Annotated in this window: 22 protein-coding genes; 17 read left to right on the forward strand and 5 right to left on the reverse strand. The window is 58.6% G+C overall.

Annotated features, from left to right (window positions below; genetic code table 11):
• Nucleotides 1–13: 13 nt before the first annotated feature.
• Entirely contained in the window at nucleotides 14–793 is a 780-nt protein-coding gene (gene yaaA, locus ABJ99_RS20765; protein WP_054087407.1) for a peroxide stress protein YaaA, read from the reverse strand.
• A gap of 202 nt (nucleotides 794–995) precedes the next feature.
• Here yaaA and ABJ99_RS20770 point away from each other — a divergent pair, with 202 nt between their 5' ends.
• The 8 genes from ABJ99_RS20770 (at nucleotide 996) to ABJ99_RS20805 (ending at nucleotide 7,335) form a co-directional block, all read left to right on the forward strand.
• Entirely contained in the window at nucleotides 996–2,174 is a 1,179-nt protein-coding gene (locus ABJ99_RS20770) for a polysaccharide deacetylase family protein (RefSeq protein ID WP_054087408.1), read from the forward strand.
• A 294-nt stretch (nucleotides 2,175–2,468) separates the two neighbouring features.
• Nucleotides 2,469–3,863 (forward strand): PhoH family protein, encoded by a 1,395-nt coding sequence (locus ABJ99_RS20775; RefSeq protein ID WP_007252971.1) that lies wholly within the window; start codon nucleotides 2,469–2,471, stop codon nucleotides 3,861–3,863.
• Between the two features lie 336 nt (nucleotides 3,864–4,199).
• On the forward strand, nucleotides 4,200–4,685 hold the full coding sequence (gene moaC, locus ABJ99_RS20780; protein ID WP_054087409.1) for a cyclic pyranopterin monophosphate synthase MoaC: 486 nt from the start codon (nucleotides 4,200–4,202) through the stop codon (nucleotides 4,683–4,685).
• On the forward strand, nucleotides 4,682–4,927 hold the full coding sequence (gene moaD, locus ABJ99_RS20785; protein ID WP_054087410.1) for a molybdopterin converting factor subunit 1: 246 nt from the start codon (nucleotides 4,682–4,684) through the stop codon (nucleotides 4,925–4,927). Before moaC ends, moaD begins: the two co-directional genes overlap by 4 nt.
• A gap of 2 nt (nucleotides 4,928–4,929) precedes the next feature.
• Nucleotides 4,930–5,376, forward strand: a complete 447-nt coding sequence (gene moaE, locus ABJ99_RS20790) for a molybdopterin synthase catalytic subunit MoaE (protein ID WP_054087411.1) — start codon at nucleotides 4,930–4,932, stop codon at nucleotides 5,374–5,376.
• 247 nt (nucleotides 5,377–5,623) lie between these two features.
• Nucleotides 5,624–6,274: a CsgG/HfaB family protein gene (locus ABJ99_RS20795; protein ID WP_007252975.1), complete on the forward strand. Its 651-nt coding sequence runs from the start codon at nucleotides 5,624–5,626 to the stop codon at nucleotides 6,272–6,274.
• A gap of 27 nt (nucleotides 6,275–6,301) precedes the next feature.
• Nucleotides 6,302–6,679: a DUF4810 domain-containing protein gene (locus ABJ99_RS20800; RefSeq protein WP_054087523.1), complete on the forward strand. Its 378-nt coding sequence runs from the start codon at nucleotides 6,302–6,304 to the stop codon at nucleotides 6,677–6,679.
• Nucleotides 6,676–7,335: a DUF799 domain-containing protein gene (locus tag ABJ99_RS20805; RefSeq protein ID WP_007252977.1), complete on the forward strand. Its 660-nt coding sequence runs from the start codon at nucleotides 6,676–6,678 to the stop codon at nucleotides 7,333–7,335. The genes ABJ99_RS20800 and ABJ99_RS20805 overlap by 4 nt, the downstream gene beginning before the upstream one ends.
• An 80-nt stretch (nucleotides 7,336–7,415) precedes the next feature.
• On the opposite strand, the gene rhlB is transcribed toward ABJ99_RS20805, so the two are convergent.
• Together rhlB and ABJ99_RS20815 are read right to left on the reverse strand one after the other, a co-directional pair.
• Nucleotides 7,416–8,876, reverse strand: coding sequence for an ATP-dependent RNA helicase RhlB (gene rhlB / locus ABJ99_RS20810; protein WP_054087412.1), 1,461 nt, complete (start codon nucleotides 8,874–8,876; stop codon nucleotides 7,416–7,418).
• A 115-nt stretch (nucleotides 8,877–8,991) separates the two neighbouring features.
• Entirely contained in the window at nucleotides 8,992–9,651 is a 660-nt protein-coding gene (locus ABJ99_RS20815; protein ID WP_054087413.1) for an alpha/beta hydrolase, read from the reverse strand.
• 483 nt (nucleotides 9,652–10,134) lie between these two features.
• Between ABJ99_RS20815 and ABJ99_RS20820 the strand changes: the two genes are divergently transcribed.
• From ABJ99_RS20820 to ABJ99_RS20855, 8 genes are all read left to right on the forward strand, one after another.
• Nucleotides 10,135–11,163, forward strand: coding sequence for an amino acid ABC transporter substrate-binding protein (locus ABJ99_RS20820; RefSeq protein WP_054087414.1), 1,029 nt, complete (start codon nucleotides 10,135–10,137; stop codon nucleotides 11,161–11,163).
• Nucleotides 11,164–11,233: 70 nt separating this feature from the next.
• Complete coding sequence (locus ABJ99_RS20825; RefSeq protein ID WP_054087415.1) at nucleotides 11,234–12,415, forward strand: amino acid ABC transporter permease; 1,182 nt, start codon at nucleotides 11,234–11,236, stop codon at nucleotides 12,413–12,415.
• 10 nt (nucleotides 12,416–12,425) lie between these two features.
• On the forward strand, nucleotides 12,426–13,523 hold the full coding sequence (locus ABJ99_RS20830; RefSeq protein ID WP_054087416.1) for an amino acid ABC transporter permease: 1,098 nt from the start codon (nucleotides 12,426–12,428) through the stop codon (nucleotides 13,521–13,523).
• A gap of 10 nt (nucleotides 13,524–13,533) precedes the next feature.
• On the forward strand, nucleotides 13,534–14,298 hold the full coding sequence (locus ABJ99_RS20835; RefSeq protein ID WP_005891362.1) for an amino acid ABC transporter ATP-binding protein: 765 nt from the start codon (nucleotides 13,534–13,536) through the stop codon (nucleotides 14,296–14,298).
• A 168-nt stretch (nucleotides 14,299–14,466) separates the two neighbouring features.
• Nucleotides 14,467–15,696, forward strand: a complete 1,230-nt coding sequence (locus ABJ99_RS20840; protein WP_054087524.1) for a CynX/NimT family MFS transporter — start codon at nucleotides 14,467–14,469, stop codon at nucleotides 15,694–15,696.
• Between the two features lie 73 nt (nucleotides 15,697–15,769).
• Nucleotides 15,770–16,261, forward strand: a complete 492-nt coding sequence (locus tag ABJ99_RS20845) for a nuclear transport factor 2 family protein (protein WP_054087417.1) — start codon at nucleotides 15,770–15,772, stop codon at nucleotides 16,259–16,261.
• Complete coding sequence (locus ABJ99_RS20850) at nucleotides 16,254–16,595, forward strand: GIY-YIG nuclease family protein (protein WP_054087418.1); 342 nt, start codon at nucleotides 16,254–16,256, stop codon at nucleotides 16,593–16,595. Before ABJ99_RS20845 ends, ABJ99_RS20850 begins: the two co-directional genes overlap by 8 nt.
• 64 nt (nucleotides 16,596–16,659) lie before the next feature.
• Complete coding sequence (locus ABJ99_RS20855; RefSeq protein ID WP_054087419.1) at nucleotides 16,660–17,592, forward strand: glutathione S-transferase family protein; 933 nt, start codon at nucleotides 16,660–16,662, stop codon at nucleotides 17,590–17,592.
• Between the two features lie 100 nt (nucleotides 17,593–17,692).
• Here ABJ99_RS20855 and ABJ99_RS20860 read toward each other — a convergent pair whose 3' ends face one another.
• Both ABJ99_RS20860 and yejK read right to left on the reverse strand, forming a co-directional pair.
• Nucleotides 17,693–18,043, reverse strand: coding sequence for a glutaredoxin family protein (locus ABJ99_RS20860; protein WP_054087420.1), 351 nt, complete (start codon nucleotides 18,041–18,043; stop codon nucleotides 17,693–17,695).
• Between the two features lie 5 nt (nucleotides 18,044–18,048).
• A complete protein-coding gene (gene yejK / locus ABJ99_RS20865) occupies nucleotides 18,049–19,050 on the reverse strand; it encodes a nucleoid-associated protein YejK (RefSeq protein ID WP_054087421.1) in 1,002 nt (333 codons plus the stop codon).
• A 393-nt stretch (nucleotides 19,051–19,443) separates the two neighbouring features.
• Between yejK and ABJ99_RS20870 the strand changes: the two genes are divergently transcribed.
• Nucleotides 19,444–19,725, forward strand: coding sequence for an HU family DNA-binding protein (locus ABJ99_RS20870; protein ID WP_054087422.1), 282 nt, complete (start codon nucleotides 19,444–19,446; stop codon nucleotides 19,723–19,725).
• Nucleotides 19,726–19,840 lie beyond the last annotated feature (115 nt).

Here is a 19,840-nt window from a genome sequence, read left to right on the forward strand (position 1 = left end):
AATTTTGACGCTCTTAGTGGTCGGCGGTATCGCGCAGAAACACCAACTTGTCAGGTGTCGACTGTTCGCTGTTATAACGATAGCCGTGCACGTCGAACTCTCTGAGTGCTGCTGGCGTATTGATACGCTCTTCTATAACAAAGCGACTCATCATGCCGCGCGCCTTCTTGGCATAGAAGCTGATGATCTTATACTGGCCGTTCTTCAGGTCCTTGAACTCGGTATCGATGATTCGTGCCTTGAGCGCTGAACGCTTGACCGCCGAGAAGTACTCGGTGGACGCCAGGTTCAGCAGCAGGTCATCGCCCTGTTCGGCGAGGGCTTCGTTCAGCCATTCACTGATCCGCGTGCCCCAGAACGCATAAAGGTCCTTGCCGCGAGCATTGGCCAGTCGAGTCCCCATCTCCAGCCGATAAGGCTGCATCAGGTCCAGTGGGCGCAACAGGCCATACAGGCCGGAGAGCATCCGCAAGTGACCCTGGGCGTAGTCGAGTTGCGCTTCAGTCAGCGTTTCGGCCTGCAGGCCAGTGTATACGTCGCCCTTGAAGGCCAGTAATGCCTGCTTGGCGTTGTCGAGCGTGAAAGCCGGGTCCCAGCTACCAAAGCGCGCCGCGTTCAGCCCGGAAAGTTTGTCTGACAGGTGCATCAGTTCACCGATCTGCGCCGGGGTCAGCGCTCGCAACTGCTCGATGAGTTCCTGCGAGTGGTCCAGGTACTGCGGTTGAGTGAAGCGGCCGGTTGTGGGCGGTGTTTCGAAATCGAGGGTTTTCGCTGGGGAAATCACCATCAGCATGAAGTCGTCTCCTTTGAACGTCACAGGATTCTAGGGGGTGAGGGCGCTTGACTCCAGCAATGCTGGCAATAGAGGCTGCGGTACAGAGAGCGGCGCACTTAAAGCGGCCGTTGTATGCGCGTCGGCATAAGAAGGCATGGCTATTTCAGCTATAGTGGCGCGCCGGTCATCGCGTTGAAGGCTGATCAAGAGGGCATCGGGTTTGCGTATTGTTTTAGCAGTGTGTGCGAGTCTGTTCTGGTTTCAGGCTCAGGCGGCAGCGCCAGCCGTTGCCACCATCGACCGCAGCGTGTGGCCCGAGCGTCTGGAGACGCCTGCGTTGTTCGACGTCGCTTCGCGTGCCGAGATTCTCTCGTTTGCCCACGAGCTTTACCTCAGCGAAAAACTCGACGAAGAAGGTTTGAAGCAGCGCCTGGGCCTGCGATTCGTCAACGTGTCTTCGCTGAATGTGGTCCGTCATCGCCTGTGGCTGCGCTTGCTGGAAAACTATCAGGCGGCACAGAAGAGCTGTGCAGAGGATGCCAACTTTTGTGTGCTGGTCGAAGACATGGATCAGCTGCGTCAGCGTGCCGAGGAATATCAGGTGGCGAACGACTCGTTCTATGCCGCCTGGGCCGCGCCGGGGGCGACGTTTCATCAGCGCTACCTGAACGAGCTGCTGTTCATGGCGGCGCTGTTCCCGCAGACCAGCAGCGAGATCGAGCGTTACAACTCCGATGAAATGAGCGGCGATGAAATGCCTGATCGCACGTTCATGCTCAATTTCGAAAGCGGTCCGAGCCCGGCGGACGGCGGGACCGACTGGCTGGCCGATTTCATGCGTCAGCAGAAGATGAACGCCACGTTCTTTGTATTGGGCAAGGGTCTGCAAGAGCGTCTGGACGCGACGTCGGCGGTCAGCCTGCAATCGCTCTATCGCCAGCAGTGCGTGGGTATTCAGGGTTGGGAATACCGTTCGCACAGTCAGTGGCTGGACTGGCAGGATTCGGTGCAACGCAGTGCCACCCTGGTGCAGCACGTTCTGCCGGATAACTTCGTGCCATTGTTTCGCCCGCCCTACGGCCACCGACGAGCCGACAGTGGCGACTTCTTCCGCGCCCAGCACTTGCGCGTGTCGTTGTGGAATATCGACGCTCAGGATGGCAGCGGCCGGCTCACGGCCGAGCAAGTCGGTGACCGGGTACTGACGCTGATGCTGCTGTGGCGCAAAGGGACGGTGGTGTTCCATGACGTGGCCAACAAGGCGCAGTCTGCACTGCCGTTGCTGCTGGCCAATACCGCGCAAAGCGAGTTGGTCTGGGATGACTGCCGGAATATCTCTGAAGCGCCCGTGGAACAAGGGCTGGGGAGCAGCGAAGAGGCTGCGCCTGACGGGGAATGAAGGCTGATTCGGCGCGGGCGGACTTCCGACTTTAAACGTGCCGGGTACGTCCGCCAAGTCCTATTCGTCATCCTGTGAAATAAACTTCAAAAAAGTGTCAAAGAGCTTTTTTCTGTCATCCCTTTTGCTGTATTACGAGTACAGACCGCCGAAACCTGCAACACAGGTGGCGTCTTCCAAGACCCACCTTGAGCGACATTTCTACCCTGCCTCAAGGGAAGAATCCGGCGGCCTTTTTGTGGCGCAGTACTGTCGTGGTTCTGCGTCACCTGGCTTCTAAAAAGGTGAGCGAGTATGGATGATCACGGACGCAGCCCTTCCACTAACCAGCCAATCCTTTACGTGCTCGATACCAACGTATTGATCCATGATCCAAACGCTTTGTTGAATTTCGAAGAACATCACGTCGCCATCCCCATGACGGTTCTGGAGGAACTGGACAAACTCAAGGCCGGTAAACACTCGGTGGCCGCCGAATGCCGTCAGGCCATTCGCCTGATCGACAAGACCCTCGGAGAAGCTAACCCGGAAGAAGTCGAAAAGGGTGTGCCCATTGATCGCGGCACCGGCGTGTTCAAGGGGTTTCTGTCCATTCTGATGAGCAAGCGTGAGGAACCCAACAGCCTGTTGCCCGAGCACCTCAACGACAACATCATCATCAACCAATTGATCGACCTGCACGCGCGCAACAAGGACTTGAGCGTCGTGCTGGTGACCAAAGACATCAACATGCGCCTCAAGGCGCGTGCCTGCGGCATTGCTGCCGAGGATTACAGCACTGACCAGTTGGTGGACGACGTTTCACTGCTGTCGCGTGGCTATCACGACATGACCGGCTCGTTCTGGGACCGCGTCAACAAGGTCGATACCCGTCAGGAGCGTGGTCGTACCTGGCACCGGGTACAACTCAATGAAATGCTCCCGGCCGTTCATATCAACGAGTTCATTGTCGACGAACAGGGTTTCGTGGGCTGGATCAAGGGCGTCAAGAACGACGAGTTGCTGATTCTCGACATGCATCAGGAGCCATTGCTGCACCAGGAAGCCTGGGGCCTGAAGCCGCGTGACATCTATCAGGGGCTGGCGCTGTTTGCGTTGCTCGACCCGGACATCCATCTGGTCAACCTGTCGGGTGCTGCCGGTTCGGGTAAAACCATCCTTGCCCTGGCGGCGGCCATTGAGCAGACCATGGTCACCAAGCGCTATCGCCGCATCATCGCGACCCGCAGCGTTCAGGGGCTGGATCAGGAAATCGGCTTCCTGCCCGGCACCGAGGCAGAAAAGATGGAGCCCTGGCTCGGCGCGATCACCGATAACCTCGAAGCCTTGCACATGGATGACGAAAACACCCATGGCAGCGTCGATTACATCCTCAGCAAAGTGCCCTTGCAGTTCAAATCGCTTAATTACATTCGAGGTCGCAGCTTCCAGCAAAGCCTGATTCTGATCGATGAATGCCAGAACCTGACCCCGCACCAGATGAAAACTATCATCACCCGTGCCGGTGCGGGTTCAAAAGTGGTCTGCCTGGGCAACCTGGCGCAGATCGACACCCCTTACCTGTCAGCCACCAGTTCTGGCCTGACTTACCTGACGGAGCGCTTCAAAGACTTCCCGAACGGCGTGCATATCACCTTGCAGGGTGTACCACGCTCGATACTGGCCGAATACGCGGAGAGTCATTTGTAGAGCGGCAGTTTTAAGCGGTAGCTGCAAGTGGGGGAACCCCGGTCTACGGGAGCCCCTCGCTTGCATGCGCCACGCTCATTGGCATACACAAACTCTGCTTCTGCCCGAAGGCCGCGAACTTATTCGCGAATAGGTCTGTACATTCACAAATACTTTATTGCCCGAGACATAGCCTTCGCGAACAAGCGAAGCGTCGCCCGGTTCGCTCCCACGCCCTTCGGGCAGAAGCCAGGTTTCTGCGCACTTCAAACCTATGTATAACGCCGGGCAGTTGCAGCTTGTAGCTTGTAACCGCCACTCCCTCTACACTTCTTGCTTCTGCCAAGGAGTAACGTTGTGCTCACTCATCTCGATTCCCAGGGTCGCGCCAATATGGTCGACGTCACCGATAAAGCCGTGACGTCCCGTGAGGCTGTGGCTGAGGCGTTGGTGCGCATGTTGCCCGCCACGCTGCAAATGATCGTCAGCGGTGGTCATCCCAAGGGCGATGTATTTGCGGTGGCGCGTATCGCCGGCATTCAGGCTGCCAAGAAAACCAGCGATCTGATTCCGCTGTGCCATCCGCTGATGCTGACCAGCATCAAAGTCCACCTCGCCGCCGAAGGCGATGATGCGGTGCGCATTACCGCGAGCTGCAAGCTGGCCGGGCAAACCGGTGTGGAGATGGAAGCGCTGACCGCCGCGAGTATTGCGGCACTGACTATTTACGACATGTGCAAGGCGGTGGATCGCGGTATGGTCATCGAGTCGGTTCGCCTGCTGGAAAAACTGGGCGGCAAGAGCGGCCATTTCATCGCCGACCCGGCGCAGGCAGCGCCATGAAGATTCAGGTGCAGTACTTTGCCCGTTATCGCGAAACGTTGGGTCTGGACAGCGAGTCTGTCGAAGGTGAATTCGCTATGTTGGATGCGCTGCGTCAGCATCTCTTGCAACGCGGCGGGGGCTGGCAGGTCCTGGCTGAGCAAAACCTGATGTGCGCACGCAATCAGGAACTGTGCAAGCTGACCGAGCTGTTGTCTGACGGCGATGAAGTCGCGTTTTTTCCGCCCGTGACCGGAGGCTGATCATGGCTATTCGCGTGCAGGCGGCAGCCTTCGATCCCGGCACTGAAGTCAACGCGCTGCATGCTGCCAATCTGGGCATTGGCGCAGTGGTCAGTTTTGTCGGCTACGTGCGTGACTTCAACGAAGGTCGCGAGGTGTCCGGCATGTTTCTCGAGCATTATCCGGGCATGACCGAAAAGGCCTTGGCAAAGATCGTCGAAGAGGCCGGGCAGCGCTGGCCGTTACTGAAGGTCGACGTCATTCATCGGACAGGCGCGCTGGAGCCGGGTGAGCCCATCGTGTTTGTCGGCGTTGCCAGCGCGCACCGGCAGGCCGCATTCGAAGCCTGTGACTTTGTCATGGACTACCTCAAGACCCGTGCGCCGTTCTGGAAGAAAGAAAACACCCCGCAAGGCCCGCAATGGGTTGAAGGTCGCGCAAGCGACCAAGCGGCAGCGGGGCGCTGGTAGTCGAACCTGCCAGTTGCCTGAACGTGTGACCTTGCGCTCATCCGCTCTTCTAACTGTATCTAATTAGTACAGTCGGATGGCTTCCGGCTATTATGCCGGCCACGGAAAGACGTCTGGCGCTGGCTTTGGCCCACTCTATTCAATAATTGTCCAAACGTGATTGCCCTTGCGGCTGCCACGTTGCGGGCAGGTTTTTTATCGCTCGGAGCAGAATGTGAAAAAACTTCAGCAGTTTTTGGTTTCAGGGATGACGACAGCGGCGTTAGTGCTGGTGGCTGGTTGTGCAACGGAAAGCTCGCGGGCGCTGCCTGTGACAAAGGTTGAAAGTGCCGGTGTTGCCTATGCCGGCAAGCGTTACCCGGTTGCCGTGGGCAAATTCGATAACCGCTCCAGTTATATGCGCGGGATCTTTTCCGACGGTGTCGATCGGCTCGGCGGTCAGGCCAAGACCATCCTGATCACTCACATGCAACAGACCAACCGGTTCAATGTGCTGGATCGCGACAACATGGAGGAGATCAAGCAAGAAGCCACGATCAAATCCACTGCTCAGCGTTTGAAAGGCGCGGACTATGTGGTGACTGGCGATGTGACCGAGTTTGGTCGCAAGGAAGTCGGCGATCAGCAACTGTTCGGTCTGCTGGGCCGCGGCAAATCGCAGATTGCTTATGCGAAAGTCGCACTGAACATCGTCAATATCAGCACTTCGGAAGTGGTGTATTCGACGCAGGGTGCGGGCGAATACGAGCTGTCCAACCGTGAAGTCATCGGCTTTGGCGGCACTGCCAGCTACGACTCGACACTTAACGGCAAGGTACTCGACCTGGCCATGCGCGAAGCCGTCAACAACATGGTGCGTGCGCTCGACAGCGGTGCCTGGAAACCGACGGCCAACTGATCTTTCAAAAGGGAATTTGTGGTGTTCATGAACAGCAGTAATGTTTCATTGCGCAGTGTCGCCCTGTTTTTAGTCGCAGGTGCCTTCGTGACAGGTTGTGCCGAACAACCGAAAACCTTGTACCAGTGGGGCAGTTACCAGCCTGAGGTGTACGAGTATTTCAAAGGCGAGGGCGAGTCCAAGGAGGCGCAGGTCGAAAAGCTCGAAGAAGACCTGCAGAAGATCCGTGCCGCCAACGCAACGCCACCACCGGGCTATCACGCCCAGTTGGGCATGTTGTACGGCAGCCTGGGCAAGGATGACCAGATGGTGCAAGAGTTGCGCACGGAAAAGACACTGTTTCCCGAGTCGGCCACGTACATGGACTTCTTGCTCAAGAACGCCCATGCAGGAGTCGCCAAATGAACCTGGGTCATCTGAAAATCGCGGTCAGCCTGTTTGCCGTTGCCCTGCTGTCGGGTTGCGTGACACCGCCGACGGTGGACTACTCGGCCTTCAAGGAAAGCAAACCGCGTTCGATTCTGGTGCTGCCGCCGGTCAACGAATCGCCTGACGTCAAGGCGACGTACAGCACCTTTTCGCAGGTCACCTATCCGCTGGCCGAGTCGGGCTACTACGTGCTGCCGGTGGCGCTGGTCGACGAGACGTTTCGCAATAACGGCCTGACCAACGCCAACGACATTCAGGCCACATCGCCCGCCAAGCTGCGCGAGATCTTCGGCGCCGATGCTGCGATGTACATCACGGTCAAGCAATACGGCACCAGTTACGTAGTCATCAGCAGCCAGACCGTCGTGACGGTCACCGCAAAGCTGGTTGATCTGCGTACCGGTACTGCGTTGTGGACCGGTACAGCGTCGGCTTCCAGTGAAGAGGGCGGCAACAATAGCGGTGGTGGTCTGGTGGGCATGCTGATTACCGCAGCGGTCAAGCAGATCATCAACAGTTCGACCGATGCCGGTCATCCCATTGCCGGGATCGCCAGCAACCGTCTGCTCTCTGCGGGGCGGCCTGCCGGCATGCTTTACGGTCCGCGCTCGCCGAAGTACGGCACTGACTGACCGTCACGCTGCTGACGTCTGACACAGGCACAAAAAAAGCGCAGCCTGCAAAGGCTGCGCTTTTTTGTTTACCGAAGCTGTCAGCTGGTTTGCCGCACCACGGGCCTCAGCAAATGAGTCGGTGGTGTCTCGCAGCTGATCTTGCGGCCCAGCTTCTCTTCGATGGCAGGCAACTGGTACGAGTCGTCTTCACCGGCAAAGCTGATCGAGACGCCGTCAGCCCCGGCACGGCCGGTACGCCCGATGCGGTGCACGTAATCGTCCGGCACTTCCGGCAGGGTGAAATTGATCACGTGGCTGATGCCGTCGATGTGAATTCCGCGACCGGCCACGTCGGTGGCGACCAGCACGCGAATCTTGCCTTCGCGAAAGCCTTCCAGCGTCTTGATGCGCTTATGCTGAGGCACATCGCCTGACAGCTGCGCCGCATTGACGCCATCGCGCACCAGGCGCTCTTCGATACGGCGGACTTCGTCTTTGCGGTTGGCGAAGACCATGACCCGTTCCCAGCCGTTGTCGGTGACCAGGTTGTAGAGCAATTTGTACTTGTCGGCACCGGCCACGGCATAGATATGCTGTTCGACGTTATCGCTGGCCACGTTCAGTGACTCGATTTCGACGATGGAGGGGTCGGTTGTCCATTGTTTGGCGAGGTTCATCACGTCTTCGGTGAAGGTCGCGGAGAACAGCAACGTCTGGCGTTCGCCCTTGTGCGGGGTCTGGCGAATGATCTGCCGTACCTGTGGGATGAAGCCCATGTCGAGCATGCGGTCGGCTTCGTCGAGCACCATCACCTCGACCATGTCCAGATGCACTTCGCCGCGCTGATTGAAGTCCAGCAGGCGGCCTGGCGTGGCGACCAGAATGTCGCAGTGGCGCGCTTCAAGCTGCTTGAGCTGCTTGTCGAAGTCCATGCCGCCGACGAACGTCATGACGTTCAGGTCGGTGTACTTGGTCAGGTCGGCGGCGTCCTTGGCGATCTGCACCACCAGCTCACGGGTGGGCGCGATGATCAAGGCACGCGGTTCACCCATGTAGCGCTCGGCCGGTGGCGGTGTCTGGGTCAACTGCTCGATGATCGAGATCAGGAACGCCGCCGTCTTGCCAGTGCCTGTCTGTGCGCGGCCGATTGCATCCTTGCCCTTGAGGGTGAAACCCAGTACACCCGCCTGAATGGGCGTGCAATACGGAAACCCCAGGTCCTGAATGGCATGCATCAGTTCGGGCGCCAGGTTGAAATCGTGAAAGCGGGTCTTGCCTTCCTGCGGCTCGACGACGAAATCTTCGAGTTTCCATTCCGGCGCAGGCGGCATGGTCACACGTTCCCGGCGCGGGCGTTCGGCCCTTGGCTTGTCGGTACGCGGCGTGCGTGTCCTGGCGGGTTCGTTGACAATGTCCAGAGCCTGAGCCTGGACAGCATGATCCTGTGAGTCGCCTTCGACAGGCGCGGGGGAGGCAGGGAGGGAGGCTGTCGGTATAGGCGCGCGTTGCTCTGCCTCGCTCTTACCGAACATCTTTTTTAGTGCTTTGAGCACGGTCATCTCGTCAATTGGTTAAGGAGTGTACGCCGGGCAGTGTAAAGCAAGAACCGTGCTCGGCGTAGTGCCATCCATGGCGAGCTACAGAAGAGGTCTGTTTCAGGGCTTTGCGGCGCTGTCAACGAAGCTTTTCAGCGAGCCAGACGCCAATGTCGTGGATTTCCTGCGGTAACACTTGGTGCTCCATTGGGTACTCCTGCCATTCAACGGTTACACCCTGAGTCTTGAGGCGCTCGTAAACAGCCCGACCCATCGGATAGGGAACCACGCCGTCATGTTTGCCGTGCAGACAAAGGGCCGGAATGCGCTGCTGGCTGGCGGAAAGGGTCATCTCATCGCTGAATGTCGGTGCATAAGTAGAGAGCGCGAGTACGCCACCGAGCGGACCCTGCCAGCGTTTATAGGCCGTATGGAGCACGACCGCACCGCCCTGGGAAAAGCCCGCCAGAAAGATTCGCGCCGGATCGATGCCGCTGTCGCGCTGTTGCTCGATCAGGTCCAGCACCTGCTGCGCCGAGGCTTCCATCTGATCGTGATCGATGGCGCGGGCCTCGCTGCTCATGGCCTTTATGTCATACCAGCTTGGCATTTCGTAGCCGCCATTGACGGTCACGGCGCGAGTCGGTGCCTGTGGCAGGACGAAACGGGTGCTGTGCAACGACGCTTGCAGCGCTTCGGCAACCGGCAGGAAATCGTAGCGGTCGGCGCCCAGGCCGTGCAGCCAGATAACGCAGGCGTCGACGGAAGTTGAAGGTTCGATGATCAAAGGCTCGCTCATGACTGCTCCATTTGTGTGCGCTGGCGCTTTTTTGGCGCATTAATAAGGTGCGCGGGTCGATTAAAAGTGAACGAAGATGTCGCAAGATTACAATTTTTTGTCTTGACCTGTCGTTAATTCGACATAGCTGGCGTACTGGTACGGGCTTTGCTACAGCAGGACTGGAGTCCAGGCGCGCTCATCGTTCGGTAACACTGCAAGACGCATACTTGTAGCGATCGAAAAGCGGCCCGGGAGTTCCTGCGTCAGGATTCGCGGCACGGTTCGACCCGTACTTCTCTGGTTCGGGAAATCATGAAGCTTCAGTCCACGGGGCCGATTCTGAATGAAGAAAAGCAGTGGCAGGTAGATCCTGTCAGCGACTCGATATTCAGGCTCGGTACCGCATGACCCAAAAATAAGCCAGCACGGGTCACAAGCGCCTCACAAAGGTGCGATGCGACTGAGGCTTCCACACAACAAAGAGCAAAATGGAGTTTTTGAATGAAGATGTTGAAATCCACCCTTGCTGTTGTCACGGCGCTAGCCGCATTCGGTGTGACCGGGGCTGCCAACGCAGGCGCTACCCTTGATGCTATCCAGAAGAAAGGCTTTGTGCAGTGCGGCGTCAGCGATGGCCTGCCAGGTTTTTCCGTTCCGGACTCCACCGGCAAGATCACCGGTATCGACGCTGACGTCTGCCGCGCAGTAGCCGCCGCAGTATTCGGCGACGCCACCAAGGTCAAGTTCAGTCAGTTGAACGCCAAAGAGCGTTTCACTGCCCTGCAATCGGGCGAGATCGACATCCTTTCGCGTAACACCACCTGGACAAGCTCCCGCGATGCGGGCATGGGCCTGGTCTTCACCGGCGTGACGTACTACGACGGCATCGGCTTTCTGGTGAACAAGAAGCTGGGCGTCAACAGTGCCAAAGAGCTGGACGGTGCAACCATCTGCATCCAGGCTGGTACCACCACCGAGCTGAACGTCTCCGACTACTTCCGCTCAAACGGCCTGAAATACACGCCGATCACCTTCGACACCTCCGACGAAAGCGCCAAGTCGCTGGAAGGCGGTCGTTGCGACGTGCTGACGTCCGACCAGTCGCAGCTCTACGCACAGCGCAGCAAGCTGGCCATGCCGGACGATTACGTCGTTCTGCCGGAAGTTATCTCCAAAGAGCCGCTGGGCCCTGTCGTGCGTAAAGGCGACGAAGAGTGGTTCTCGATCGTGCGCTGGACCCTGTTCGCCATGCTCAACGCCGAGGAAGCCAAAATCACTTCCAAGAACGTCGAAGCAGAAGCCAAGGCGACCAAGAACCCTGACGTTGCCCGCATGCTGGGTGCCGACGGTACCTACGGCAAGGACTTGAGACTGCCGAAAGACTGGGTCGTGCAGATCGTCAAGCAAGTCGGTAACTACGGCGAAGTGTTCGAACGCAACCTGGGCGAAGGCACCCCGCTGAAAATCAAGCGTGGCCAGAACGCTCTGTGGAATGCCGGCGGCATCCAGTACGCACCACCTATTCGTTGATTGACCCGGCGCCCGACAGGCTTCCCAGCCTGTCGGGCGTTGTTCTGTTGGATTTTTCCTGGGGCATTTCATGGAAAAGCAAATCGTCGCACCCAAGCAAAAGCTCTCTCTGAGCGATCCGAAAGTGCGCGCGTGGTTATTTCAGATCATCACTGTCGTGGCGGTGATCGCGTTTGGCTGGTTCATTTTCGACAACACCCAGACCAACCTGCAACACCGTGGTATCACCTCGGGTTTCGGTTTTCTTGAGAACAGTGCCGGTTTCGGTATTGCTCAGCACCTGATCGACTACAGCGAATCGGACACTTATGCTCGCGTGTTCGTCATCGGTTTGCTGAACACCTTGCTGGTGTCGGTTATCGGTATTGTCCTGGCGACCTTGCTGGGCTTTGTCATTGGTGTCGCTCGCCTGTCTCCGAACTGGATGATCAGCAAGCTGGCCACCGTTTATGTCGAGGTCTTCCGCAACATTCCGCCACTGCTGCAAATCCTGTTCTGGTACACCGCCGTATTCCTCACGCTGCCCGGTCCGCGTCAGGCTCATGGCTATCTGGACATGTTCTTCGTCAGCAGTCGCGGGCTCAACATGCCCCGCGCCCTGCCTGCCGAAGGTGCCTGGGCGTTCCTGATCAGCATCGTAATCGCGGTGATCGCGATCGTGATGATGGTGCGCTGGGCCAACAAGCGTTTTGAAGCTACCGGCCAGCCGTTCCACAAGTTCTGGGTCGGTCTGGCGTTGCTGCTGGTTATTCCCGGCCTGAGCGTGCTGATCTTCGGCAGCCCGGTGCGTTGGGAACTGCCGCAGCTCAAGGGCTTCAACTTCACTGGCGGCTGGGTGCTGATCCCCGAGTTGATCTCCCTGACGCTGGCGCTGACCATCTACACGGCCGCGTTCATCGCCGAAATCGTGCGCTCCGGCATCAAGTCGGTCAGCCACGGCCAGACCGAAGCCGCCCGGTCGCTGGGTCTGCGTCCCGGGCCGACGCTGCGCAAGGTCATCATCCCGCAGGCGCTGCGAGTGATCATCCCGCCGTTGACCAGTCAGTTCCTGAACCTGGCGAAAAACTCGTCGCTGGCAGCAGCCATCGGTTATCCGGAAATGGTTTCCCTGTTCGCCGGTACGGTGCTCAACCAGACCGGACAGGCCATTGAAGTCATTGCCATCACCATGAGCGTGTACCTGGCGATCAGTATCAGCATTTCCATGCTGATGAACTGGTACAACAAGCGCATTGCGCTGATCGAGCGGTGAGGAAACGCGCATGACAACCCATACTTTCAAACCTGATATGCCACCACCGGGCAAAGTGTTCGGCCCGGTCGCGTGGATGCGGCAGAACCTGTTCTCCAGCTGGATCAACACCCTGCTGACCCTGTTCTCGTTGTATCTGATCTACCTGATCGTTCCGCCTATTCTCAGTTGGGCCCTGCTGGACGCCAACTGGATCGGCACGACCAAGGCAGACTGCACCAAGGCGGGCGCCTGCTGGGTGTTCATCGAGCAGCGCTTCGGCCAGTTCATGTACGGCTACTTTCCCAATGAACTGCGCTGGAGGGTCGATCTGACCGCAATTCTGGCGATTGTCGGCGCTGCGCCGCTGTTCATTTCGAAGTTTCCGCGCAAGGCTGTGTACGGCATCTGCTTCCTGGTGATCTACCCGATTGTCGCGTTCTACCTGCTGCATGGCGGCGCGTTTGGTCTGACCAACGTACCGACCAGCCAGTGGGGCGGTCTGATGCTGACCCTGGTGATTGCCACCGTGGGTATCGTCGGTGCCTTGCCGTTGGGTATTCTGCTGGCGCTCGGTCGTCGTTCCAACATGCCCGCCGTGCGTGTGGTGTGCGTGACGTTCATCGAGTTCTGGCGCGGCGTGCCGTTGATCACTGTGCTGTTCATGTCTTCGGTCATGCTGCCGCTGTTCATGCCGGAAGGGATGAACTTCGACAAGCTACTGCGGGCGCTGATCGGCGTCATCCTGTTCCAGTCGGCGTACATTGCCGAAGTGGTGCGCGGTGGTATGCAGGCCATCCCTAAAGGTCAGTACGAAGCGGCCTCGGCGATGGGCCTGGGCTACTGGCGCAGCATGGGGCTGGTGATTCTGCCGCAGGCGTTGAAGATGGTCATTCCCGGCATCGTCAACACCTTTATTGCCTTGTTCAAAGACACCAGTCTGGTGATCATTATCGGCCTGTTCGACTTGCTCAACAGCGTCAAGCAAGCCACCGCCGACCCGGCCTGGCTGGGTATGGCCACCGAAGGCTACGTCTTCGCGGCCCTGGTGTTCTGGATCTTCTGTTTCGGTATGTCCCGCTATTCCATGCATTTGGAACGTAAGCTGGACACAGGCCACAAGCGTTAGGAGTTTTGTGATGAGTGAAGCTATCAATAAGCCCCTGGGCGCTGAAGGCATGATCCGCATGGAGGGCGTTCATAAATGGTACGGCCAGTTCCATGTACTCAAGGACATCAACCTGAATGTGCGTCAGGGCGAGCGTATCGTGCTGTGCGGCCCGTCGGGTTCGGGCAAGTCGACCACCATCCGCTGCCTCAACCGTCTGGAAGAGCATCAGCAGGGCCGCATCATCGTGGATGGCACCGAACTGACTTCCGACCTGAAGCAGATCGAAACCATCCGCCGTGAAGTCGGCATGGTGTTTCAGCACTTCAATCTGTTCCCGCACCTGACCATCCTGCAGAACTGCACGCTGGCACCGATGTGGGTCCGCAAGATGCCGAAGAAGAAGGCTGAAGAAATCGCCATGCACTACCTGGAGCGCGTGCGTATTCCGGAGCAGGCCCACAAGTTTCCGGGTCAGCTTTCCGGTGGTCAGCAGCAGCGTGTGGCGATTGCCCGCGCCTTGTGCATGAAGCCGAAAATCATGCTGTTCGATGAACCGACTTCGGCGCTCGATCCGGAAATGGTCAAGGAAGTACTCGACACCATGGTCGGCCTGGCGGAAGAGGGCATGACCATGCTCTGCGTGACCCACGAGATGGGCTTTGCCCGTACCGTGGCGAACCGGGTGATCTTCATGGACAAGGGCGAAATCGTCGAACAGGCTGCGCCTAACGACTTCTTCGATAATCCGCAGAGCGACCGTACCAAGCTGTTCCTCAGCCAGATCATTCACTGAGTCGGTAGCTGCTGCACAGAAGACCGGGTCCTGCGCCCGGTTTTTTTATGGCCGCTTTTTGCCGTCCTTCCTGTATGCAATTTCAGCTGAACCTTGTATTCAAGATGATTCTCCAACAGGATACCGCCCCCCTGAAACGGGTCGACATACCTGATGACCGAGAAACCGATGACTGCCAAGGCCCCACTCAGCCCCCAACCGACTGCTGCTCAACCCAATCCTGTTCTGCAAAGCCCCTGGCTTTTGCTGCTGGGCCTGGTGCTGGTCGCGCTCAATCTGCGTCCCGCATTGTCCAGCATTGCGCCGCTGCTCAACGATGTGTCGAAAAGCCTTGGCATGTCGGCTGCCGAAGCCGGTCTGCTGACCACCTTGCCGGTATTGTGTCTGGGTCTGTTCGCGCCACTGGCACCGATTCTGGCTCGCCGTTTCGGCAGCGAACGTGTGGTGCTGATGGTGTTGCTGACGCTGGCGGCAGGCCTGGCGCTGCGCAGCCTGTTTGGCGAAGTCGGGCTGTTTGGCGGCAGCCTGCTGGCGGGCGCGAGCATTGGCGTGATCGGCGTATTGCTGCCGGGCATCGTCAAACGCGACTTTCCGCAAAAGGCCGGTGCCATGACCGGTGTCTACACCATGGCATTGTGTCTGGGGGCTGCCATTGCCGCCGGGTCGACGGTACCGCTGAGTCATTACTTCGATGGAAGCTGGCAGATTGGCCTGGGGTTCTGGCTGATTCCGGCACTGATCGCGGCGCTGTTCTGGTTCCCGCAGACGCGTACAGTGCATGGCACGCATCGCGACGTCTATCGCGTGCGCGGCCTGCTGCGTGATCCGCTGGCCTGGCAGGTGACGCTGTACATGGGCCTGCAATCGTCGCTGTCGTATATCGTTTTTGGCTGGTTGCCATCAATCCTCATTGGTCGCGGCATGACGCCGACCGAGGCCGGTCTGTTGCTGTCCGGTTCGATCATCGCGCAGGTCGTCAGCTCATTGGCCGTGCCGTATCTGGCCACACGCGGCAAGGATCAGCGCTTGGCGATCATGCTGGTCATGTCGCTGACACTGATCGGCCTGTTCGGCTGCCTTTATGCACCACTGGGAGGGCTGTGGGGCTGGGCGATTCTGCTGGGGATCGGGCAGGGCGGCACCTTCAGCCTGGCGCTGGCCCTGATCGTGCTGCGCTCGCGGGATTCCCACGTGGCAGCCAACCTGTCGAGCATGGCGCAGGGTTTCGGTTACACCATTGCCTCGACCGGTCCGTTTGCGGTCGGCGTGGTCCACGACATGACCGGCAGCTGGAACGCGATTGGCTGGATCTTCGCTGTACTGGGCTTGGGCGCGATGATCGCCGGCCTGTGTGCGGGGCGGGCACTGCATGTGCAAGTGAGCAGCGAGAAGGTCTGAGGCCATCAAACCCTCGCCATTTTCTGCTGCGCCGCTTATCGTGCACGCATCTTTCGCCAAGGGATTTGCACGCATGGGCTACGAAGAACAAAGTCAGGCCAACAGTGCGCTGATCACCCGCTTCTATGAGGCATTCGCGCAGCTGGATGCCGAGGCGATGATCGCCTGTTACACCGACGACGTGGTGTTCAGCGATCCTGCATTTGGTGAACTGCGCGGGCCTCAGGTGGGCGACATGTGGCGAATGCTGACATCGAAGGCGAAGAACTTTTCGGTGGTCTTCGATCAGGTGCGCGCCGATGATCGGACGGGCAGCGCGCACTGGGTGGCGACTTATCTGTTCAGTCAGACCGGGCGCACGGTGGAGAACGACATTCAGGCCCGCTTCGTGTTTCGCGATGGCAAGATCTGCGAGCACCGCGATCAGTTCGATATGTGGCGCTGGTCGCGACAGGCGCTGGGTGCAAAAGGCCTGTTGCTTGGCTGGACACCGCTGGTGCGCAACGCCGTTCGTGCGCAGGCGCTCAAAGGTCTGAACGCCTTTACCGAGAACCGCCGTGCCTGACGTGCAAGTCTCAGTCGCAGCCCCTGCTGTGGAATCGGCCGTTGGCAAGCCTTGGTACGTTTATCTGGTGCGCGCCGCCAACGGCTCGTTGTACTGCGGCATCAGTGATGATCCGCAGCGACGATTTGCCGCGCATCAGAGCGGCAAGGGCGCGCGCTTTTTCTGTTCCAGCCCGGCGATGGCGCTGGTTTACATCGAACAGTGGCCCAGCAAGGGAGAAGCGTTGCGTCACGAGCGACTGATCAAAAAGCTGAGGAAAAGCGCCAAGGAAGCGCTGGCAGCCAGTTATGCCACATCGCCGATTCATCAGCGTGATGCCGCATCATCCGGTTGAGCCTGTGGGCGGGCAGGGTGCAGGAGGTTAAGCTGTCAGCTTCTCATGTGCGCAGAGGCTGAACATGTCCGAACTGATTCTTCACCATTACCCCACGTCGCTGTTTGCCGAAAAAGCCCGGCTGATGCTGGGTTTCAAAGGCCTCGCATGGCGTTCGGTGACCATCCCTTCGATCATGCCCAAGCCTGACCTGACAGCATTGACCGGTGGCTATCGCAGAACACCCGTGTTGCAGGCCGGTGCGGATATCTACTGTGACACGGCCCTGATGGCGCGGCGACTCGAGCAGGAAAAAGCCTCGCCGGCGTTCTTCCCGCAAGGTCAGGAGTTTGCAGTGGCCGGCCTGGCGGCGTGGGCCGACTCGGTGTTGTTCCTGCATGCCGTGAGCCTGGTGTTTCAGCCTGAATCAATGGTTGTGCGTTTCGCCAAAGTGCCGCCAGACGCCGCCAAGGCATTTATCGCCGACCGTTCGACGCTGTTCAACGGTGGCACGGCGTCCCGCCCGCCTGTCGAGCAGGTCAAGCATCAATGGCCGACACTCATGTCACGGCTGGAATTGCAGCTGTCGCATGGCGGCGAATTCCTGTTTGGCGCGCCTTCCATCGCCGACTTCTCGGTCGCCCACACGCTGTGGTTTCTCAAGCAAACGCCGGTGACTGCGTCCTTTGTCGATGATTATCCAAGTGTTCGCGCCTGGCTGGATCGCGTACTGGGCTTTGGCCACGGCACCTTCAGCGACCTGAGTTCGGCCGATGCCATTGAAATCGCCAGCAACGCCACGCCTGCGCCGCTGCCCGATGAAACCCTGGTTGACCCGAACGGTTTCAAGGCAGGCGATAGCGTCGCTATTGCGGCGGTCGACTATGGCGTCGAAGCGGTTGAAGGCGAGCTGGTGTTTACCGGGCGCGAAGAGCTGATCCTGCGTCGCGAGGACGATCGCGCCGGTGTGGTACATGTGCACTTTCCGCGACTGGGGTTTCGGGTGGAGAAACGCTGAAGTTACAGGGCTCAGCTGGAAAGTTCGCTGCACCCTGTGGGCGTGAGCTTGCTCGTGAAAGCACCTTGTCTGGCTTCGGCAAACGGCAGGCCAAGAGCCCTTACTTCAAAGCCGCCAATATCTCATCCGGGGCGAAACCCCGGATCAGGGTGCCGTTGACGTCGATCATCGGGATGCCTCTGCCTCCCAGCGCTTCATAGGCCTTGCGGCCTTCCTCGGATTTTTCGATGTCGAATTCCTGATACGCAATCCCTTTGCTGTCCAGAAAACGCCGGGTCTGTTTGCAGTAGCCGCACCAGTCGGTGGCGTACAGCACAACGTTTGCCTGGCTGTAACGCTGCGCGACCTCCGCTGGCGGAGGATTGACGAAGTTCTCGATCCGGCCCCAGTTCTGATAAACGACCACCACCAGCATGATCAGGGCAAACTTCTTGAGGGTGCGTATCAGCATACGGATTACCGGCGCTTCAACTGATCGGTCAGTTGAGTGGGCAGCCCCTTGATGATCAAGGTGCCTGCGGTTTCGTCGTACTCGATCTTGTCGCCCAGCAGGTGAGCTTCGAAGCTGATCGACAGGCCTTCCGCGCGGCCCGTAAAGCGGCGGAACTGGTTGAGGGTGCGTTTATCCGCCGGAATCTCGGGTGACAGGCCGTAGTCCTTGTTGCGGATGTGATCGTAGAACGCCCGTGGACGCTCTTCGTCGATCAGCACGGACAGCTCTTCAAGGCCCATCGGCTCGCCCATCTTGCTCTGGCTGCTGGCGTAGTCGACCAGCGTCTTGGTCTTTTCGCGCGCCGACTCTTCCGGCAGGTCTTCGCTTTCGACGAAATCGCTGAAGGCCTTCAGCAGGGTGCGGGTTTCGCCCGGACCGTCCACGCCTTCCTGGCAGCCGATGAAGTCGCGGAAGTATTCGGAGACCTTCTTGCCGTTCTTGCCTTTGATGAACGAGATGTACTGTTTGGACTGCTTGTTGTTCTGCCACTCGGAAATATTGATGCGCGCGGCAAGGTGCAACTGGCCCAGATCAAGGTGCCGGGACGGGGTCACGTCCAGCTCGGCATTCACGGCCACGCCTTCACTGTGGTGCAGCAGGGCGATGGCCAGGTAGTCGGTCATGCCTTGCTGGTAATGGGCGAACAGCACGTGGCCACCGACTGACAGATTGGACTCCTCCATGAGCTTTTGCAGGTGTTCGACTGCCACCCTCGAGAACGCGGTGAAGTCGCTGCCGCCGTCGATATATTCCTTCAGCCAGCCGCTGAAAGGGTGCGCGCCGGACTCGGGATGGAACAGGCCCCATGCCTTGCCCTGTTTGGCGTTATAACTTTCATTGAGGTCCGCCAGCATGTTCTCGATGGCCTGGGACTCGGCGAGTTCGGAGTCGCGGGCATGGAGAACAGCGGGCGTACCGTCAGGTTTTTTCTCGATCAGGTGGACGATGCAATGGCGGATCGGCATGGGCTTCTCGGCTGAAAAAAGTGAAGAGCGTGCAGCTCGTTGCAATGCGCCCAGTGTAACGCACGCATGTGCCTGCGGGCCTTGATGCAGCTGGTTTTCACGATTGAATGGCACTGGCTGAGCATTTTTTGTGCAATTGCCATCAAAACCTGACCAAAAGGATAGGTAGAAGCGGATATTTGCCCGGCTCTGTGCTAGTTTTGCGCGGTCTTGCGCACTTAGCGCGTCAAGCATGCAGATTGTGCACACGTAGGCCGAACCATTACCCGGTTTCAGTATCTACACTTTCGCGATTAATCGTGACTGTTAGCGGGTGGCAAGGTTCTTTGCCTGGCTACCGGCCGATGTTGCGCTCTGCAATCCAAATGAATTTGATCTGGAAGGAACACCACCATGGCTCTGACGAAAGACCAATTGGTTGCCGGTATTGCAGAAGCTATCGATGCGCCAAAAACCACCGCGCGTAAGGCTCTTGAGCAATTGGGACAGATCGTTGCCGACCAACTCGAAAGCGGTGCAGAAATCACTCTACCGGGCATCGGCAAACTGAAAGTTGCAGAGCGTCCAGCACGCACTGGCCGCAACCCTTCGACTGGTGCCGCCATCGAAATCGCTGCCAAGAAAGTTATCAAGTTCGTCCCGGCCAAAGTGCTGAACGACTCGATCAACAAGTAAGCATCCGCTTGCTGTAGAAAGCCGTGCACCGGATAACCGGGCGCGGCTTTTTTGTGGGCGGTTGATTAGGCAATTCTTCAGGGCGGACGCAGAGCGTCGCACGACAGTCGGGATG

Source organism: Pseudomonas syringae pv. cilantro, assembly GCF_001293775.1.
GTDB classification, from domain to species: domain Bacteria; phylum Pseudomonadota; class Gammaproteobacteria; order Pseudomonadales; family Pseudomonadaceae; genus Aquipseudomonas; species Aquipseudomonas syringae_P.

Bases quoted from the DNA above. Each gene is read 5' to 3' on its own strand.
- ABJ99_RS20805 (WP_007252977.1), top strand. From the start codon at position 6,676: ATGAACCTGGGTCATCTGAAAATCGCGGTCAGCCTGTTTGCCGTTGCC.
- ABJ99_RS20830 (WP_054087416.1), top strand. From the start codon at position 12,426: ATGACAACCCATACTTTCAAACCTGATATGCCACCACCGGGCAAAGTG.
- ABJ99_RS20835 (WP_005891362.1), top strand. From the start codon at position 13,534: ATGAGTGAAGCTATCAATAAGCCCCTGGGCGCTGAAGGCATGATCCGC.
- rhlB (WP_054087412.1), bottom strand. From the start codon at position 8,876: ATGACCGTGCTCAAAGCACTAAAAAAGATGTTCGGTAAGAGCGAGGCA.
- ABJ99_RS20855 (WP_054087419.1), top strand. From the start codon at position 16,660: ATGTCCGAACTGATTCTTCACCATTACCCCACGTCGCTGTTTGCCGAA.
- yaaA (WP_054087407.1), bottom strand. From the start codon at position 793: ATGCTGATGGTGATTTCCCCAGCGAAAACCCTCGATTTCGAAACACCG.
- ABJ99_RS20840 (WP_054087524.1), top strand. From the start codon at position 14,467: ATGACTGCCAAGGCCCCACTCAGCCCCCAACCGACTGCTGCTCAACCC.
- ABJ99_RS20860 (WP_054087420.1), bottom strand. From the start codon at position 18,043: ATGCTGATACGCACCCTCAAGAAGTTTGCCCTGATCATGCTGGTGGTG.
- ABJ99_RS20795 (WP_007252975.1), top strand. From the start codon at position 5,624: ATGACGACAGCGGCGTTAGTGCTGGTGGCTGGTTGTGCAACGGAAAGC.
- ABJ99_RS20775 (WP_007252971.1), top strand. From the start codon at position 2,469: ATGGATGATCACGGACGCAGCCCTTCCACTAACCAGCCAATCCTTTAC.
- ABJ99_RS20870 (WP_054087422.1), top strand. From the start codon at position 19,444: ATGGCTCTGACGAAAGACCAATTGGTTGCCGGTATTGCAGAAGCTATC.
- ABJ99_RS20845 (WP_054087417.1), top strand. From the start codon at position 15,770: ATGGGCTACGAAGAACAAAGTCAGGCCAACAGTGCGCTGATCACCCGC.
- ABJ99_RS20800 (WP_054087523.1), top strand. From the start codon at position 6,302: ATGAACAGCAGTAATGTTTCATTGCGCAGTGTCGCCCTGTTTTTAGTC.
- moaE (WP_054087411.1), top strand. From the start codon at position 4,930: ATGGCTATTCGCGTGCAGGCGGCAGCCTTCGATCCCGGCACTGAAGTC.
- ABJ99_RS20820 (WP_054087414.1), top strand. From the start codon at position 10,135: ATGAAGATGTTGAAATCCACCCTTGCTGTTGTCACGGCGCTAGCCGCA.
- ABJ99_RS20815 (WP_054087413.1), bottom strand. From the start codon at position 9,651: ATGAGCGAGCCTTTGATCATCGAACCTTCAACTTCCGTCGACGCCTGC.
- moaD (WP_054087410.1), top strand. From the start codon at position 4,682: ATGAAGATTCAGGTGCAGTACTTTGCCCGTTATCGCGAAACGTTGGGT.
- ABJ99_RS20825 (WP_054087415.1), top strand. From the start codon at position 11,234: ATGGAAAAGCAAATCGTCGCACCCAAGCAAAAGCTCTCTCTGAGCGAT.
- yejK (WP_054087421.1), bottom strand. From the start codon at position 19,050: ATGCCGATCCGCCATTGCATCGTCCACCTGATCGAGAAAAAACCTGAC.